The organism is Luteimonas sp. MC1825 (genome assembly GCF_014764385.1).
Taxonomy (GTDB): Bacteria; Pseudomonadota; Gammaproteobacteria; order Xanthomonadales; family Xanthomonadaceae; genus Luteimonas.
In genome coordinates, this window is record NZ_CP061714.1 from 2,663,230 (window position 1) to 2,683,176 (window position 19,947).

7 protein-coding genes are annotated in these 19,947 nt (G+C 60.0%); all 7 read right to left on the minus strand.

Annotation, left to right across the window (positions count from 1 at the left end):
• Positions 1-182 precede the first annotated feature (182 nt).
• The 7 genes from IDM46_RS12415 to IDM46_RS12445 all read right to left on the minus strand — a co-directional run bounded on the left by IDM46_RS12415 (position 183) and on the right by IDM46_RS12445 (position 19,922).
• Positions 183-6,419, minus strand: a complete 6,237-nt coding sequence (locus tag IDM46_RS12415; RefSeq protein ID WP_185115928.1) for a hypothetical protein — start codon at positions 6,417-6,419, stop codon at positions 183-185.
• Positions 6,416-13,777, minus strand: a complete 7,362-nt coding sequence (locus IDM46_RS12420; protein WP_185115929.1) for a hypothetical protein — start codon at positions 13,775-13,777, stop codon at positions 6,416-6,418. The genes IDM46_RS12415 and IDM46_RS12420 overlap by 4 nt, the downstream gene beginning before the upstream one ends.
• 77 nt (positions 13,778-13,854) lie before the next feature.
• Entirely contained in the window at positions 13,855-14,109 is a 255-nt protein-coding gene (locus tag IDM46_RS12425; protein WP_185115930.1) for a hypothetical protein, read from the minus strand.
• Between the two features lie 1,097 nt (positions 14,110-15,206).
• On the minus strand, positions 15,207-15,686 hold the full coding sequence (locus IDM46_RS12430) for an SLATT domain-containing protein (RefSeq protein WP_185115931.1): 480 nt from the start codon (positions 15,684-15,686) through the stop codon (positions 15,207-15,209).
• A gap of 393 nt (positions 15,687-16,079) precedes the next feature.
• Positions 16,080-17,162, minus strand: a complete 1,083-nt coding sequence (locus IDM46_RS12435) for an MBL fold metallo-hydrolase (protein ID WP_185115932.1) — start codon at positions 17,160-17,162, stop codon at positions 16,080-16,082.
• On the minus strand, positions 17,155-18,771 hold the full coding sequence (locus IDM46_RS12440) for a hypothetical protein (RefSeq protein WP_185115933.1): 1,617 nt from the start codon (positions 18,769-18,771) through the stop codon (positions 17,155-17,157). Before IDM46_RS12440 ends, IDM46_RS12435 begins: the two co-directional genes overlap by 8 nt.
• The gene (locus IDM46_RS12445) at positions 18,768-19,922 is read right to left on the minus strand and encodes a caspase family protein (protein WP_185115934.1); all 1,155 of its coding nucleotides are present in this window, start codon (positions 19,920-19,922) and stop codon (positions 18,768-18,770) included. Before IDM46_RS12445 ends, IDM46_RS12440 begins: the two co-directional genes overlap by 4 nt.
• Between the last annotated feature and the right edge of the window lie 25 nt (positions 19,923-19,947).

Sequence of the window (19,947 nt, forward strand, 5' to 3'; positions counted from 1 at the left end):
TGAGTCGAATGCGGCCCGCTGCGGATTACCGTTACAAGGTTGCAATGGTTCGGTAGCGGCAACTCGAATGGAAAGTGGGCTCAATGTACGGGCAAGAGGAGCGCAGGATCGCGAAACCAGCACACGCTTTCCGTTTCGTATGGCGAATGTATTGGGATCACCATTCATGTCGCATCCACGAATCAACCTGCCGGTTGCACTGGAATTTCCGGACTAGCGGCAACGAGACGTGCCTGGGCTTCGACGGTTGCACGCATGGAAGCTTCACGTGTCGCGATGAGTGCCTGTTCGACGCCACGCCCGAAGAACCAGTCGAAATCGATCTTTCCAAGGTAGCCGTGCTCCGCGGATGCAGCACTGTACTGCGATGCCAACATGGAAACCTCGAGCCACAGCTCAGAGGCGGGAGGCGTCTCGAGTGCGAGCCAGAGGCCTTGGGTGCCTTCTGCTGTCGGGACCCACGTGTCTTCGCTTGGGGTAGTGATGGCTTTCTGGATGTCGCCCTTTGCAGTGATAAACGAAGCCTCGAAGACGTAAGCCGCACCATTCCAATTAGCGCTGATCGTCATAGCGGCGAGCTCGATGCCATTGATGTCGCGAGAGACTCGAATCGTCTGTCCCGCAGATTCTTCATTGCGACGGATCCGCATTGTGAGCTCCGACAGGGTGCGAAGACTCGCTTGGGCGCCAATGAATCGCGCAAAGAAGAACAAGGACGGTGGCATAGTCGCCGGCACGGCGCCGACACTCACCAAGTCAAAGTACGCTTGCTGAAAGTCCGTGGGTACGTAGGATGCGTCCTGGGCGCCGGGGATGAAGCCGAGAATGCGCGCCGGCATCTCTAGCTCGAGCACTTGAACGCCGGTAACACCCGCCAAATCGGCTGCTGACACGCGTACATGGCGGCTACAGGCCATGTACGTCCCGGTAGGAACTGTCAGTTGACGGCCGAACCGTGTTTGCGTTCGCATCAGCACGACAGCAAGGTGCCTTTGGGTGTGCACGGGGAAAGGCTGCCCTCCCTGCTTGGCGCGCATCCAGGGAATGCCGGCAACGCCCTTGCGCGCAAACGACACGCTGTATTCGGTGAGCACGGCTTCCAGCGTACCGACGGGAACATCAGCCACGCGCGTCAAGTTGGAATCGTCGTAGTGGGTGAGAGTGTCGAAGTTGCGCTGCGTGCGTGCCCAGTATGTAGGCGTCGCGCCGCTTGCGCTCGTCGCGCGTCGTGCAATGATCTGATTCCCGTTAACGAGCGCCAACGTTGCAGTGGGAACGTCTGTAGGTAGCGACCACTCCAGACTTGCAAGCAAGATATCGGCCTTTTTGGCTCGCTTTATAAGGATACCAACCGCAGCGCGGCGTTCGTCCAGTGGCGCGTGAATGAGAGACAGCGTGGCCCCGCGAGGGACAACGGCCAGAACTAAATCGGTGTCAACCTGGCTCGTGGCGTCGACTGCCCAATGCCGTATGCGCACGACAACGTCTGCACTGCTTGGTACATCTTTCACGAGCACGACTCGACCGTCGTTCGATCCGGTCGGCGTGATCGTTAGGGCCACACCGTCGGCTGCAGAGAACTCGGCGACCCAGGTTTGACGGAATGGCGAGCGATCGCCAAGTGGAGGCTCGGGCACGAGCCAATCGGGATCGAGATACCTGCGCATTCCGACGCTGAGTAGGTGTTCCTGGATGTTCGCGCTCTCAAGCCGGTTCACGGCGGCGAGCCGGCGCGGGTGCAGCATGAGCGCCGCATGGGGAAATGCCGCGGCGCGCAGTTCAGGCTCGTAGCTCAATCCAAGCGGGCCGTCGACCTCCAAGCACAACCGTGCAGCATCGTCTTCCGGCGTAGCGCGATAACTCAGACGAGGATCCGGGCCCACCTCGCGCCGGACATCGTTCGGCCCAACGGCACCATTGGTCTGGAGAGCGTAGCCGACGCCAGACTGGATTTCCGCCACTAGGCGGTCGGCCAGCCCACCGAACGCATAGGGACTTTCCTGCAACAGAGCCAGCAAAGGTGGCGTCTTGTCCTGGATCGAGTCCGTCGACGCTGTGAGCGGCATGAGCGCACGAAGCTGCGGGCGCGTCAGCGTGATTCGACTGCGTTCGCCGAGCATGACGACTCGCAGCCAGGCCTTGGGGTCAGTGGCGTTGGGACTCCAGGCTTCACAACGCCCGTCCGTCGGCCGTCGAAGCGCGCCGATGTAGCGCGATCTGAGCTCGAACCGATGCCGAAACATGGTGGCACTAGGATGATCCCAAGTTTGACTTGCCAGCAGCGTTGGCATGAAGTCCGGCACAAGCCGTACGCTCGCAAGATCGGCATCCGTTTCATCACGATCTCCAAACGCGTGGGCTTCGAAGTCATAGACCTCACTTCCCTGCACCTCGACAGAGGTCGTTATGCGGTGATCCCCGCTTTGAGATTGCTTGGCGGCAAGAGCTGGCCTGAACCAGTTCTCGATCGGTCGGCCCGTGAAGCGCCAGCGTTGGGTCAACACGCCGATGCTTCCCAGCTGTCGCCACTGCCATGCTGGCGCAGCGGGGGCGGCGACCAACACGTACTGGCGAGCAGAAGCAACCGCATCGTGTCGAATGGTTCGGAACGCAAGCTCGGCCCAGTCATCTCGGGTGAGCTGCCACAGAGGTCGGTTTGCGGCTGCCCCAGCCTGCAGTGACCCGAGCATGGTCTCGATCTGCAACGTGGCCCCCGCGAAGCAATAGCCGTTCGAAAACGAGTGTGCTTGCGGGAGCTGGCCTACTGCAAACTGAAGTAGCTTGGGTGATATGAATGGTGCGCCGCCAGCGCGCTGCGCGAAAAAGTCCGGGAGCACGATGGGATACGTCGCCACGCGCACCCCGATTCCTTCGGGGAGTGTCAGGTTCTTTGCGGATGCGTCCAAGCTAATGGCACCGTCCTTGGAGGTGTCCATCGACAGGTCCCAATCCAGCACCTGAGCCAGTGCAACGAGGCAAGCCTTTGCTTGGTTTTTCTTGATCTTGTCCCAGATCCCGGGATGGCGGTTAAAGAGTTCTCCCAAGCTCGGTAGACCAACGTCGACGGTAACGGCACGCAGCGTGCGTTGCAGGCTGGCAGGCTCTTCGCGCAAGCCATCCAACGGAACCACGTCAATCCGGAGCCCCGCGACGGCGGGGTCGGGAAGCTGGTCCAGCAGAGCATTGAGCTGGCGATCTTTCAGTCGCTCAATCGAGGCTGCGCGAAGCAGACGACAGAAGGTGTCGCCCTTCTTCTGATCGACCGGGGACGCGCCAAACACCCGTTTCCTCAGCTCAGGGTGATTGGTCCAATGATCCCAGTCTTCGTACCTAGTGCGCGGTGTCTGGATCTTAACGGACGTGGCTTCATTGAACGGCGCATTCCAGACAGTTGGCTGGTGCGAGGCCAACAGCAGCAGGTTTTCAGGGACAGAGCGCCCGGTAGCCGCGGACGAGCGCGTTTCTGCGGATGGGTCGCCCAAACTGACCGACTCACCCAAGCCGCTGCCGACACACCGCAGCCTCAGCCACATTGACGGTTGGGACGGCACCACATTGAGCGTGCCCAACGATGCGTGACCGTCATGGAACTCGAGCGTTGCGGCGTCCTGTGCGGTTCGATTAAGGGTGATTCGAAGCCTCGCCACAGAGGCGCCCGCAAACGTAACGTAGGTATCGTGTGCCGCTGGAAACTCATGTGTAGCGGTCGCCTGCTGTAGCGGAGCGATCTGTAACGTTTGAGCGCTATCGGCAGCTCGGAACTGTCGAATGTCTGTCAGGGATAGAACGGTCGCAGGGCTTCCAAGAGGCGGGAACGCAATCGCTCCGCCTCCGTCGCTGCTTCGAAACACGTCTGTGATGGCGATCCCGCTGACCGCCAGGCGTGGTGATTGGGCGAGGAACGGGCTGACCTCTTCGGGTGCCGTGCCGATCCTGGGTGTAGTCGAAACATCGGCGATGGCTGTTCCGCCGATGGCCGTGGTGCGCGAGTACGGGTTGGTCTCACTCCAGCCCGCGACCGCAGGTAGCGTCGGTACCCTGCAGGGCACCCACGGTTTACCATCCTGCAATCGCAGCGGCAAAGAACTAGCGCGACCGACCACATACGCGGCAACTTCGATCAAGGAGCCGTAGGCGAGTGGAGGCAACGGTGCGCCAATCGCAGCCACATCTTCCGGGTAGTCGGTAGTGCAAAACGTCGGCGCCGGGTCGCCCCCCTCCTCCGGTAACGCCTCCGAGTACGCCGCCGTAGCGAAGGGCAACCCCTTGTAACTGACGAACAACGATCGCCGCCCATTGCAGACGGTGGTGGGAAGCGCTTGGATACCGCGCGCCTGAGCCATCCATGCGGGAGCAGGATCAGCGAGCAGCTCAGCCATCGTTGCGTAGGACCACCCCGAGCCCACCGCAGCACCGTCCTGACGTCGTAGCAAAACCCCGACGCCGCTGAAGGCAGCGGCGAATTCGTCGACCTGCGTGTCGTCGTCATCGGCGGCGGCGTCCAGCGTCACCTGCAGCGCGATGGGAACCGGCATTTCGTCCGGCCGGAACCGACGATCCGCAGGAGGGAAAAGTTCATCCGTGCAGCTCTCGGTCATGCGCGCGCACGCCTCCGCGATAGCCGGCTGCATTCCAAGCCATTCGTTGGCATCGAGCCAGTCGTCCGGGAGGGGGCTAGCGCCCGCGATGGCTCCAAAGAAGGACGCCGGCTCCGGAACCGGATGGATCAGGCTCGCGAACAGCTCAGGAAACGGAAGCGCCGTGCCGGGGGCCGGAAGCGCAGCGCTATTGAAGCGCCGTGCCCAGAAGTTCAGATCTCTGAAGTTCTGCCTCAACAGTTCTGTCGGTTTGTCACGGAATCGTACCGCGGTAGTGAGGCGATCGCAGACTAGCGTCCCCACCGCTTGCCGGGCCGCCGATGCACCGTCGGCGACGGCGGCAAACTCGCGCTCCCACGCGCTGAGCGCTGCTTCATAGGCCTGCACGAGCTCGACCGGCGGCTGCGGTCCACCGATCTGCGTGCAGAACGTGTGCGCGACGTCGGGCCATCTAAAGATGCGCAGCGCGGCGGCTTCGAGCCCACTTTCGCTGGTGACACCCGAATAAAACGCCGCGATCTGGCGGTCCAGTTCGCGATCCTGCCGATCCCAACGGTCTTGCCACGTCAACGGCCGATCGGTAGCGTCGTCACTGCCGATGATACCAGCACGACCGGCAACGTCCTTCCACACGTCGCCATTGTCGGCGTGGATGTAGCCGTGCAGGAGCCACATAAGCCAGTCTGTCGAGTCATCGAGAGAAGCAGGCTGCCCGGGGAGACCAGCTAGGTGACGGAGGACACTAACGAGCGTGCTTCGCTTTGCCGCGTCTGTCGGCAACGTGCTCAGAGCGGGGAGTGCCGCGATCGCCTCACGAAGCGCATCCCTGAGCTGACGATTCGACAGTGGCTTACCCCACGCTTCGCCAACGGTGACGTTGAGATGCGTGAGCAACCCGGCGAGCAAAGCGCCATCACGCCTCGGAGCCCCAGGCATTCGCAGTGCAATCAGCAGCGTGTCGAACGCCGCGGCAAGCGCCGTGATGGCGCGCCACGCTCGCCGTCGCACCTGCGCGCGTTGTTCGGCCTCGCTCGGTGCATTCAGGCCAGACCCGATATCGTCGGTCACTGGCATGGCAACTTCATTGGCGGCCAAGAATCCTGTCACCAACGATCCTGCCCGCTGCTCGACGCGCGCCATGGCGGTGTGGGCCTCTTGACTGGACCCGTCAGCGGGAGCAAACCCTTCGTCCAGGCTGATGTCCGTGGAGGGCGCTTCGGCAGGTCGAGAGACGATTGATCGGCAAAGCACGCCCGCCTCGGAGATCAAGAAGTACTCCCCCGGCACGACTGGCGCGACGGGTAGACTCGCTGGCGCCTCCTGGTCGAAGTGCGGAAGAACCACAACAGGCGCGTCTGGGTCCGGCAGGAGCAGCACGCGATCAACGTGGATTACACAGGCCAGATGCAGCTTCTGCGGCAACGGTGCGACGAACCCGGCAACGCCCATTATCACGTCCCGGGCATCGAGCAGGTCGGCCGTCTTGGTTTGCTCGTACTGCTGCGAGGGCGTGTAGAAGAACGACCGTGCAGCAGTCGGCTTCTGGCTCGGCAGCCAACCTATCAGCGCGTCGGCGGAGTCGCGGCAGAAGGCCTCGCCCTGGGTCTGAGCCGCAACATTGTGAAAGATCCCATTTTGAAGTTGGTAGACGGCAAACCGAATGGCTTCCAGCCGCAGCAGGAACGCGTTAAATGCCTGTTGCGCATCGACTTCGTCTACTCGATCGGTTTCGAACGACAGACGGATGGCAAAGCCGCGTTGACTCCGTTTCTGAAAGCAGGGCGCTTCCTCGTCCGTAATGCAGAGTATCGTATCGGTCACGGCGCAGTCCCTCCTTGGCCCTTGATGAGCTTCGAAGCCTTCTTCAAAGACTCGTCGGTGATCTCGGCGTCGACATTGCTCTCGCTGGACGTCTGCTTCTTCCCCCCCGTCATGGCGTATCGGGCTTGGCCACCGGCCGAGATCTTGAAGAAACGAGAGATGCGAATCGTAATGCTGAAACTACCGCGAGCATCGATGTCGCCGTTGTCCTTGTAGGACAAACGCAGAAGTATCGTGATGTATGCGGTTGCGATGCGCAGGACATCCACGACGCCCACGACGAGCACGCACATCGAGACGGTCAGACCGCCACCCGACTGGCCAATGAGCTTGCGGTATGTCAGCGCCACGCTAATGCTGATGGCCACAGACCCGGTGACGCCGGCGAAGGCGAACGCGATCGAAGCCGAACCACCCGCGCCGGCATCGACTTCGACGAGGAGACCATTGCCGAAAGGCCGATATTCAACGTCGACGGTGATCCACCCCGTACCACCGATGATGAAGATGGTGAAGAAGAATGGCAGATCCGGGCGGGACAGCGCGAAGCGGTTTGCAATGAGGAAGTCGGGGTATGCGATGAGCTGGAAGTGGTTGGAGATTTGAATGTTCTGCACGCCGCTGGTGCCGAACATCAGGCTGGTCGGTGGCATAGAAAAGACGTGCTCTAAGCCCACCGGCAGGCCGTTCTGCTTTAGAACCTTCAGGCCGCCCACTTCGTCGGGAATGATGCTGCCCAGCGTGTTCTGGACGAACTGCAGCGCCGAATTGAGCTCGATCTTCTTCGGATCGAAGTCGACCCTCAAGCTTCCGCTGTCGTCATAGCGGACCGCCACTTCGCGCAGTGTCACCATGACCTGGCCACCGACGACCATCTCGAAATCGGTCTCGAAGCTTGACCGTGCCTGGCGGGAGACTTCTTCTGTGTTCTTCGAGGCCTCTACCCGCAGGAAGGCCTTGGCCCGAGCGTTGACGGCATCAAGGGAGAAGGGACCGAACGAGAAAAGGGCATTCCTGCCCTCGAGCGGCGCATCCACTTCGATCTGGAACCAGGCGCGATAGTTCTTTCGGTCGAAGTCATGGGATATGCGGATGGCGTCCGTCGCGCTTTGTGGCAGCTTGCAGCCCTTGAACAGGCGATCCAGCTTCACGCCACCGCAGCTACGAAGGATTCGTCCGATGTCGAACTGCGACAGATCGATCGGCTCAAGTTGATTGCCGATCCGGTCAAACGGAAGACTGAGGCCGATTGCTTTGAGGTCGTCTCCGAGACGACCAAACCAAGCCTCAACCGGGGTGGTGTCGACCGCACCGTCGACGAGTCCGTAGTAGTAGGCTAGGCGCTCCTTGGCGAATTCCAGATTTGGCAGCTCCGGCGGCGTGCCTGCAGCGGCCAAGGCGCGAAGTATGTTTCCCGGAACAGAGAGAACCCCGCCGTTGGTGATACCGGCAACCGCGTCGATCACGCGTTCGCCGTAGCGGGCCGCCATGTCGCCGCTGGCGACCAGTTGTCGTACGACCTTGCGCGCATCGTTGTCGAACGAATCGAATCCATCCCGAAGACGTCTCCACTTCTCGACGTTCTGCATGACGTCGTCCGCATCAGCCATCCATTCGTTGAATCGCTCAGCGAAATTCGGGAAACTGTTCACGAACTCGGCTGCCGTCTCCTTGGAGAACGACTCGAAACGGTAAGTGATCGAGGCGCAGGCATTCTCGACGTGGCTCGCGAGTTCAGAGACTAGGGTGCTGCCCTGATTGATCAGTACCAAGCTCTGCTCGAGTAACTTGGTCGACACACTGCGCAGCTCAGCGGCGGTCGCCACATCGAGCACACTCGCGCCGAACACCGCAGGATCAATAGCATCGATGATCGGATCGACGACGCCCTTGATGCGCTCAAGTACGTGCGCGGTGAGCGCATCAGGGCTCAGTTCGCCCTCGGCCTTGCTCAATCCGTCTGTGACTACCTTGAGTCGGTCCTCAAGCAGCGCGCACACTTTTTCGAGCTTGCCGTCTGCCGCCGCGGCAAGTTCCCATAGTTCGCGACGCATGGTCTCAAGTGAGGCATCCACCCAGTTGGTGGCGCGCTCCGTCTCCGCGAGAAGCGCGGACACAGTGTCCGATATCCAGACAGGAACGGCTTCAAGGCTTGCGCGAATGTCGGCAAGCAATGGCGCAGGAAGAGTCGCTGCGTGCGCTTCCAGGGAATCGATGAAGTCGATGAGGCCCTGACCTGCCGTGGCCGTGGTTTGCCTGGCGTGAGCCGCCGCCAGCTTGACTGACTGCCCGAACTCCGTAGCGTCCTGTTTCAGGTCCTGCTCGATCGTCGCCCAGGCCGCGCTCAACGAGGTGAGGTCGGTTTGCAGCGGTTGGGCGACATCAAGTAGCGCCTGACATGCATCTTTCTCTGTCTGGTTTCCCGTCGCATCGCGATGCGCGATGAGCTGGGCGACCACTTTCGAAAGCACCTTCTCCGCAACCTTGGATTGCTGGGTGAGCCGAGTGCTAATGCGGGTTACCCCCTCCTTGGCCCGGTCCAGTCGTGCCACCACAGGGCTCTCGTTCGACGAGATCTCGGTCAACGCCCGACCGATGATGACGCCGACGTACTCGGTGAGGGGGTCCGCTTCGGCCGCAATGCGAGCAGTGCCATCGGCGATGGCAGCCTCAAGCGCACGCTGGGCGCGCTGTACCACAACGGCTACTCGCTCCTCGAAGTCCCGCCGCCGGGCCGCGGACCACGGCTTATCCCGGTCGATCGAGAGGTTCAGAGCTTCCACGTCCGCGCGGACACGATCCAGCCCCACTTCGAGACTGGTCGATACGTCCGCAATGGCGGAACGGATGGCTTCCACACCACGTCGCGCCGAGCCCAGCTCGATGGTGGTCGACGCGAACACGCTGTGAAGCTCCTCTTCTAAGAGCTCATGTATGTGTGCTTTGAACAGCGCACGGTCCATCCAGAAGTTCGGCTTGAAACTCTCGTCTCCGACCGCGCGATCCAGCTGATCGGCAACCTTTGCGTCCCAAGCCTGCAACTGCTGACTGAGCGCGAGGCGCTTGGCATCGAATCCAGCCGTAAGGCGCTTCGTGAGTTGATTGCAGTCGGAAAGCGGATAGGCGTCCTTCAGTTCCTGGCTGATCAGCCCCGACTGGTGGTCTTTGTGGACAGCGACGCTTTGCTCGAGGGCACCGCCTTGCGCGCGGAGCACATCGAACGCGGTCTTGAGCGCACCCATGGCGTCTTTGATAGGTTGCTTCTGATCGTCGGTAGGCAGACTCGTCGGCAGTTTTACCGCGGCAAGGGCCGCCCTGGCCAGGCGCATTTCAGGCGGATCGTCCGCGCGTGCGGGACTGTCCCAATCGGCCTTGAGCGGCAGCTTAAGGGCGCCCACTAGCTTCAGGTTAAGCGCGGTTGTGAGCGCCTCCGATGCGAGCGAGTTGGCCGGCGGCGCCGACGCCGGGCGTCCCGCCCGCGAGAACGTGATGGTCTCGATCGCCGCGTATAGCGGCTTCTCTCCGCGGTGCTCATTGACGGGTGTTCGAATGGCCGGGGGAGCCAGGCGCCAAGTGTAACGCGCATGGCCGGGCGGCGTGGCGTCGGCCGCGCTGGTGGGCTCGGTCGACGCAGCATCAGAAGGGCCCGCGGGACGCGACGGCCACCCGTGACAAGGCAGAGGCAGATTCGGGTAATCGATCCGCAGACGCGTCATCCACGCGTCCGTGTCATCGGTGGCATCGGGTGTCGTGTCGGCGAAGAAGTATAGGTTCTCCGGGTTAAGGCATTCTTGCGGCGATTCTTCGCCCGATGCGCCCTCGGCCGCGGATACAAAGACAATGTCGGGTCGGGCGTACACTTGTGGCCGGACACGCGCCGCATATCGGTTCCAGAGAGGGACGATCCATCCGATCGCGGCATTCGCATTGCCGGCGTCATCAAGGTCCTCACCCCACATGCTGTCAACCGCGATCTGCTTCTGGTTGAATCGCAACGCGCGGACGAAGCAGGCGTGGAATCCCGCCGCGCCGGGAGCATCGGGATAACGGCGCTCCGGCTGGAGCAGCTCGACGTACTCTCGGACTTTGCGAAGTACGGGGCGACGCGTGCGATCACCCAGCACTTCCAGCGGCGTGAACTGAGCACTTGGATTACAGGTACGCTCGTACACGATAACGTGCTTGGCGCGGTTCCACCAAACGGCGATGCGGCCGATCACCTCAACCTGCAATCGTTGGACGAAGCCGCCGCGCGTTTCGCTGATGATGCGAACGCGACGATTGCAGAACGCGGCAGTCTGATCGGCATCGCCGCCCAAGACCCCGAGCGCGATGCCCTCCAGCGTTCCGCCCTCGGAGACAGGATTGAGCAGTAGCATGTTGAGGACGTTGCGCGACTCGAACGACCACAGCGCACCTCCGCGCAGTCCCGTGCTGTGAAGCCGGGGCGACAGGGCAGGGATGACCTGGGTGGGAGACGCCACTGCGGCGCTGGGTGGATCCAGTTCGGCGACGGCGGGGCGATGTAGCGCCGAGGTGCGTAGCGCAAATCGCGTGCTCTCCCGGAAACGCGCTGGCGCGAACGGAATCACGGACATCGGATCGTCGGCCCAAAGTTCCAGGCGCTCCAGGCGGCGGCGGTATGCCCGCATCTTGGCGTCCCAGCGGTCCTCGTACTCGTCATCTGTGTTCACGCCCTTCCAGGCAACCGGACGACCCAGCAGCGTCTCAATCTCCGCGACGCGGGCTCGACGGGCGGGCCCAGATTCCCGCGCAGGCTCAACAGAGACAGAGAGGCCGTAGAGGAACTCGGTACGTAACGCCTCAAGCGCGACGCCGAGGCCCAGTTCCCCGCGTTGGCGGAACAGCGTCGCCGCCGCCCACTCCGGAGTCGCGAAATTGCGCTCCACATCCGACGGGCGTACCCATAGTTCCGTCGGAGGTGTCAGTCGGAACTCGACTGCGCGGCGCTTGGGCAAACTGCTAGCCGTCTCTAGTGGCGACATCGGGCGAATGAACTCCGCCGGCTCGCCCGCGGCGGGCGCGGTGTAGTCATGAATTTCCAGGCGACTGGGCTTGTCCATGCTCTCGCCGATCGACTGCGGCGGAAGCGTGTAGTGATAGACAGGGCGGACCAGGCGGGTTTGCCAGGTGCCACGGTGGCTGTCATAGGCAGCCACATGGACGGTGTCTTGACCCCCCCGTGCCTCCAGCGGCGGCATGTGCGCGCGAAAGAACGCCAGCGGCTCGGTAGAAAGAACAACCGTGCTGGTGTCTTGGGTGGAAGACTCGACCTGCTCCTGTAGCGTGGCCTGCAGGCGACGTTCTTCGGTTGACTGCACCGTCTCCTCGAGCACCAGAGAGTAACGGCCGGCTACCCCCTGCTGTTCCTGGATGAGCAGCCGACCTTTCGAGTCGGATGGCGCGAAACGCTCAGTGTCGAGACCGTCGACATCGACGCGATCGAACGACAGCGTGAGCTTAGCTTGAACTTCAACGGTGGGCAGCGAGGTGCCCTGCCACATGATGGGTGGCCTCACACGCACCCGAATGTAAGTCGCGCGACCTTCGTCTGCGGTGGAAAGCAATGGGACTTCGCCTGCGCCAGCGCTCTCGAACACGAAGCCGCCGATGGCGGCTCGGTGGCGCTTCGGCGGGGCGCCAGCCTCCTGATACTCGTGAATCGTGAAGCCGAAGCAGAAACTCTCTTGGGCCAATACGCCCGCGTCGTACCGCAGGCTTACGGCCACATCGCCTTTGACACCAGAAGCGTGCTCGTCGATTAGGCTCGGCCAACGCGCCTTGCATCGAAACTCGAGTCCCGGGAGCAGCGAGAGGCGCTTTATGGAGACGTCTTGCAGGGTAAGCCGGTACGCCTCTCGCTTGGAGCTAATCCCTTGCAGTTTCCCAAGTTCGCACCGGCTCCGTGTGACCAATGCAACAAATGCCTCATCTCTCTTCCTGAACGCGCTGAGTTCGGGGAGCGAGCTGACCGGATGGGCTGGCTGAAGATGGAGCAGATCAACGCGCGCGAGCGCCATGCCCCCCAATGAACTACCGAGCAGCCTCGCGAACGTGTGGGCCCGATCGCGCGACGTGGGCGCCAAAGCGCTGGTCTTGTCGAGGTCTTCGAGCCGCTGTCGACCGCCCACACTGGACTGGACGTCAACCGACGTGTGCCCCGGTGCCCAAACATTGTCGACGCGCCCGGAGAGCGCGGTCGATATATGCAATACGGTCTCGAATGGCATCCAACCCAGCGTAGGTGCCGGTGAGCGCACCTCGACCGTCAAGCGTTCGTCGTTGGCGCCCCTTCGAACCACGCCGACACGAATGTCTCCTTTGTCCGGCGTCCACTCACCGAGCGCGTCCAGAGCCGCACGCTGAGTGATTTCAAACGCGGGTACACCGGCCGCGCTGCCCCCGGTGGCGGCGATCGTTAAGCTGGGAAATCCGTGCAGGGCGGCTGGCTTGTTGTCCGCATCGAGCGTGCTGAAGTGAGATCGTGAAGCGCCTTTCGTATCGAAGCCTAGTGCTGGCAGTACCGTGTCGAGAAGCAATTTCTTGGTTGGCCAGAAAGCAGAATCAATCCAGGTTTGCACACCGTGGGCGCGACTATGAGACAACGTAAATTGACCCAGGATCGCCGACGGCTCACCGACGGTCGTCGGACTAGCGATCTCTTTGCTGACCGCGCCGAAGCACAGCGTTTCTAGTTCAAGCCCGAAGTTTTGTTCGCTTGCATTAGGTGCTGAGCGCGTTGCCCCGTAGAGCGCGGAGAACGCGGCGAACGCTTGCTCGTCGTTGGCCTGATCGTCATCGAGTGGCGTTCTAAGCGCGACAGCAACATCAAAACGGCAATTCGCGTTGCCGGGCTGCCCGATCTTCACCGTGCTGCGATAATCTTTACCCTTGCGCCGAAACTTCGCCAGAAGCGGCATACGCAATACTAGCCGTGGAGGCCCCTGCGGCCGCGACGCCACTGCCGAATACTGATCGAACACGTTTGCGCCCGCGAATTGCAGCCGCACTCCCTTCGCAACGCTGGTATCGTGGCCGCCGAATCGGAAAGCAATTGCGATGTTTTCCGGCGCGAACCGCGCGGGCAGGTCCGAGATAGTGTGGAGCGACTCAAGCGCCGCGTAAGGCGTCTCAAAGGGCACCCAAGGAATCGGTTCACCGCCTGTGAACAGCGTCCGAGGTACCCAACGAACGCACGCCGCGTATCGCAACGAGTTGGGTACCTGGACATAGTGAACCTCGACAACCCCTTCGCGCTCTTGCTCGTGAGGTCCGGCACCAACGGGCGGCCACTGGAACTTGCCAAACGCACGAAACGCCAGGAACCGCGTACTCATGGGGCCGCCTTTGGGCTTGTTACAACGAGGTCAGGCTCGCTGGGGTTAGCGCTACGACGAGCAGGGATGTTTCGGTGTCACCCAATCACTTCCCAGGTCAGTTCACCTACCGGAAAGTCACCTGTAGGGTCCGCATTGGCGCCGTCACCGGTGTCGCCGACGACGTTGACGTCGAAATCGAAGTTGTACAGTGTCCAGCAGTCGATCGCGCCGCAGCCTTTTGCGTGACCCGTGTTCGTCGCGTTGGTAAATGTGCCTTGGCTGGATCCCCAAGCCCCAGCGGATCGACTGATCCAGGTGTTCAGAGGACCGGGATCATCCTTGATGTCCACAATGGCATCGTAGTTTCCGGCGTAAGCGGTGAGTTTCAGTCTGCGATCCTCCACAGGAATTTACTCGATTTGGGTGATTGGAGGCTGTCGGCGCACACGAGACGCATGAGGCGCGTAGAGCGTTCTAAAGAGCCATTTACTTGAGTAAGGGCGAGGCGGCGCATCCGACTCCATCTCGATCATCGGTCTTGGACGCAAGATCCGCTTTGGAGCGAGGGCGCTTCCTGCACCCGTTGATATACGCTTCCACACGAAGACAACCAGCTCGATTACGCTAAGACTGGCACTCGCCTCATCTGTCCTACGCGACATAGCACCCGCCTTCTGGGTCAGGATCACGTTCCTTACAACGCGGCAATCCATTGCTATCGGACATGAAAAACTAAATTATCTTAGTTTCAGAAGGATCGAGAGGAACCGGAGAACGTTATCTCTCTTGAAAAGCGAACGATTGAATGGTCTATGCAGGTCAGACCAGCACTTCCAAGGCCTCGGCAATTGCAAGTGCAGGCCATCGATGTCCGCTTAGGATCTATTCTGTTGAAGAACTCCTCACTGGTTCTAGCGAGCCCAAGAACAAAACGGTTTCAGAGCGAATTAGAGATCGAAGCTTGTGGATATCTAGCTGTCATGGCAACCATTCGAAGCGATTTCGGAGCGAGCGAGTTTTTCAACAGAATAGGTCGGAAGCGCCCCCTACCCTGCCCCGATTCCTTTCGGGCCTGGTCTGCATCCCAGAACAGGACCCTGTAAGTCGGCGGACGGCTGGCATGGGCGCATCGCGAATTTTGGCGCAAGGCCCGATGCGTTGACTGGAATGGCTAGTAGGACTTCGCTAGTACGGCCGGCTCAAGCAAAGGGTACCTGTCGACCTTGATTCGTCTCTCGAGCTCCTCCTGATCTGTCCTGGCCAGCGGCAGTGGGAACGCCCGTGCGGAAGACGAAACTTCGGCGCCAGAGCTCCGGGACGCCAGCGGTCAGCGCGGGTAGAACCTGCGCGGCGCTCCGTCTGCAGCGTCACACAGCACCAATTCCGACTCATCCAGGTGTCCGGAATGGCGGCCACCACTAGCACGGGATTAGGTCGACGCATCGGTCTATGGAGCACGCCGTTGAAGGGAATTCTCTAGTTGCTGCTCTGCCTTTCGGTACATTTTCTGCGGCAGCGGAGGGGCGAGCTCATCCACAGCGTCCCAGCGCGAGCGGAACTCGTCGGCAAATTGCGTCAACGCCCCAGGTATCTGCGGGGGGTCTTCGAGGAACTGCTCCAGCTCTCTCCGCAGCGTGCCGTACTTGAGTGCGCTTACGCGATGCCGCTCTGCGCTAGCGGCATAGCCCAGAAACGTTTGGAGGCCAGAGAGGATTGCGGCGGCGACGCTGAGCACGCCTGCGACAATCGTCCATCCTCGTTCGGGAGGCTCGCCCAAGCTCGAGAACACCGCTGTGCCCACGATCGTCGTAACGATCACCACGGGGATGCCGAAGGCCTTGTGCCGCCTAGCGTCATTCGCGGCAGCTTTGGAATGCGCAATATGCGCCAAGCGCACTCCCTTTAGCCACTTTTCGAACAATTCCATCCGGACTGCCATTCGTTGGATAGCCAAGCTATATAAACGGCGTCTCCGGGAGCACTCGGCCACCTGAAGGTCAGAAGGCAGAAAATGATCCGCTATAGCAGCGAGTGCGTTGCCCTCGCCCGCAAATCCAGATTTGCTTCCTAATCTGAGGCCAGCGAGTGCGCCACTCTGCTCCAGCTTTAGATCAACAATCGACTCACCAGATGCACGCGCCCTAGGAACTGGAATCGTGTAGTCACCACGCTTATCCGCGTAGGCTGCGCTCTTGCTTATAACAAGCGACCTGTTCCCGACCTACCGAAAACCTGCACGCTGACAAATCCCTAGTTGCGCTCTCATCAATGCCAAAATCCTTTGCCGAGCCCAACGCTCAGTGGCGCACGCTGTCGTTGATTAGAGCAAATCAACGATGACAGGCTCTTGTCCATCGCCATAGAAGGTTTCGTACTGATACTGGGTCTTCAGATCCAATGCGTCCCACATTTTGTTATGGATAGTCCGATAGTTGAAGTAGATCCATTTTTTCGGCCCTGGGCTGTGGCGCAGTAATCGGGCGATCGATTCGAGGTTCGGGTGCCGAGTGCTTGCTCCATTGGAGCTCACGATCCAACGGGACGAAACTAGATGCTCCACAAGCTCGATGTTGGTATTGCGTCTGCTCCCATGATGGGAAAGCTTCACGCAATCCAGGTAGAGAGGATCATTGCACACCTTCTTCAAGCTCTGCAGAACTAAGCTTGGATGGGCATCACCCAACATCAGCGCGCGTTTGCCTTGGTACTCCAGCACAAAGGCAATGCTTGCTCCATTCGGTGCGGCATCATCTTCGGTGAACTTCGTCGCAGCCAGCGCTTCCACGTCAAGCTCTTCCGCTCCCAGTCGTTCGAAACCATCAAGATCCTCCTCATCCTCCTGATCGGCAATCTTTTCCAGCTGTTCGTCAGTCGCGCCCAGGCTTTCCAATGCGCCCTTCCAATCCTCCGCAAGGGCAGTCATCTTCTCGATACTCGGCGACAGGATTTTTGCCGTCATCTCGCCCGGCAAGTCGATGTCGTACGGTTCTTCGTCGGAGTCCAGGCAGACCGCACGTCCAGCCATTCCCAGCTCCCACGCATCCGCATGCCGGGCGGTCAGCTCATCAGCCAGCTGAAGCGCTTCTGCAACACCGTAAACCTCAACGGGCAGATGCTGCTCACCATTGAACAGGACACGTCCAATGGTGATGTTCTGTGGAAGGGCTTGGACCAGGGCCAATACGCCCTGTATATGATCCAGATCGATATGGGTGACCACTAGAACATCGATTCGGACATCGTCACCAAGTTTTTCCAGCCAAGAGGTAAGAAAGTCCCTTGCCGTGCCCTTGATTCCGCCATCGATGAGGATCCGATAGGGCGCGTCCTCGTCTCCGTATTCAACCAGCAACGCATCGCCGCGCTGGGCCGGAAAGACCAGGATTCTGAAGATGTCAGCCATGGCTTTTTGTCTCGAATCTGAGAATGGTGAAGAACTCACCCTGAACAACCAGCCGGTTCAACTTGCGCACACTATTCAAGTGCTGCTTGGTCAGATCCACTCGTGGCCCAGTACGCTCGTTGCTTTCATCGTCTTGCGACAAAGCAAGAAGTATGTCGCTCAGAAGTGTTACGCCCATAGAAAAATAGGGTATGCCTCGATGGACCGCCTCAGTGGCGTAGTCGCGCAGTACTTCCACATCAATGTCTTCTGCACCGTCGGAGCCGGGAAGGCCAAATCTCCAATACATCTGAGCCATCGCAATGGCCGAATCCGGCAAGCCCGGTGAACGCCCATAGAGATTCTGTATCCAGTACCGCCATGGCGAGTTACTCGCCTCTTCATCTTCTGACGTGTAAGCCAACAGACCATAAGCACCGGCTGCCGCTGCAATAGGATTAGCATCTTTCTCATACAGAAAGCTTTCTGCTTCCTTCAATATCAGAGAAGCTGCTTGTATCTGACCGTTATAGAGAAAGCCCAGGTATGCACTTGCATCTACGTCGTCGACCACCACCGAGCACTTCCACCGGGCTCGTTCGCTCGGATCCGATTCTTCCATCATTACCTTGTCAAAAGACGCACTCACCACGACAGAGACAGTAGCTATGTCGTGGCCATCGTGGGAAAGGCTCCTCCAGCCTTCCGGAAGCACGAGAATATGAGCGTCACCGGTAGGGTCTACCACAGTGGCAAAGCACCGCTGAAAATTCGGCTGCATCACGGTAGGCTGGAGCGGGTTAGCCGAATACAAGCGCGCTCCGCCGGAGTCCAGCAGAACCATTCCTAACGGACTGGTCCCTGGATCGGGTTGGCCTAGCCACTCCAGGGCCATATCGAAGTCTCGCGCCGAATAGAGCTGCTGGTTGAGCCCCGGCAGAGGCGCTGAATCTGACAGGGTGGAGGGGTGCCTGTGTGACGTCCAACGGCATCCCCTGACCCGCAGGAAGGCATCACCGTCGGTCAGGCGAGCGATCGACTGCGCCGTAGCCCTGACATCGCTTTCCACCTGGCGAAGTTGCTGAACACTCTCTCTCAACGCCTCTGGTGTAGGTGTAGGAGTGGCTATGGGAGCAGGAGTCGTAATCGGTGTTGGAGTCGGTGTTGTAGTGGTTGTGGTCTCAGGAATTGCTCCTGCAGATTCAGACAGTAGCGATGCGGATTGTACTTCGATGCTTTTCTGTATCTGCTCCCGGAGTGTCTTATAGGTATCAGCCCGTCCTTCAGAGGGTAGACGTTGAACCACACCTAGAAAAGATTCGCTGGGGAGTTTCTCCCTTGGCGATCCCGAGAGCGTGAATTCGACCTTTTCATCTTCCCTTTCGATTTGGACCGATTCTGCCATCACGTTTCCATTGGGAAGAAATAGCCGAACCGTGTAAGCGCCTGGGTTCACCGAAAGACGATGCGAGTCGTTCAACCCGATCACAAAGCGCATGGAACTTTCCAAGGGATTTCGCTCACCCAGGGGCACGACCTCCACTACCGCGCTGTTGGCCTTTCCGCTCGGCTTCAGGAAGCTTGCGCCTACGGACACATCCAGATAAGGCAGCTTGTCATCGGTCATCATATTGCTACCTCCTGACCCGGCGGGGCGATATGGCGTTCAAAGCGGCCTATTGATTGTTGGGTCGATTGTGATACTGCTGCGAACGCGTACAGCCCTTCCGGGAGATGTAGCCACCATGGAGCCTGCACTGGCTGGCTGCGCGTTTCTGTCAGTGCCGGGGGGAGAGGCAACGACTCATACTGGAAGACCGCCTCTGGAAGCAATGTCCGATCGTTAGTAACCACTTTGACAACGACCTCTGGTTTCCCCTGCAGTCGATGCAAGGTCAGCGGCTTGTTTGCCTCGCGTGACTGACAGTATTGAAGTGCTCCCTCATACGAGAGGCTCTGGACGCACTTGTTTACTGCTTCTGCGATCGCTTCGATCACGATCTCCCACCCATTACCAACTCCTCGGCTGGCACTTCCCTTGAATGCCCGCAACAAGCCTTGAGTAAACAACGAGGACCTCCCCTTCTGACCGTAAGCGGCGGCGCCAAGACTGGTCGCATAGAACACAGCCCGGATCTTGTCCCGAGTATTTCGGGCGACTCCGCCCGCAATGATCTGCTCGCCACTGCTGCTGTTGCCGTACTGGTCCAGAAAATCCGGCGTTGGCGTGTTGCGACACGCGTCTATGAAAAAAATCTGGTTCAGCGCTTTGCAGTGTTGCCCCAGGCCAATCTTGAGCTTGTCGAGGTCAACCGCATGTCTCATGGGCGAGTGCTCATTAGATCCAAAATCCTCCATGAGCAGGCTCATCTCGCTGTCGCTGAATGACAGCCCGTGTCCGCAGAAGTAGAACATGGCGATATTGCCCTCGTGCCTATCTGCACGATTCTTCCAGGCCACGATGGCATTCTCGACGTTAGCCAGGGAGGCCCTCTCTATATTCACCACGTTGCCATTTTCTTGTGTCATCTGGAGCGGGTCAGGCGCCGAACAGAGCACTCCCAGTGATCGAAGTGGTTTTTCGTTATTGTCCATCTGGTGCCGAATCCATTCAGTCATCTGCTCAACCGATTTCACTGGCGAGGAGAGCTGCCCCATGTTCATGTGGTGCGCGAATGGATTTGGATTGCTGCCCCCTTTCAAACAGGGGTAATCCCCTACGCCTATGACGATGGCGTGCGTTCCCGGCTCGTTCGAGTTGTCATCTATTAAGACGGTCATTGCTTTTCATCCTTCGCTGAAGCTG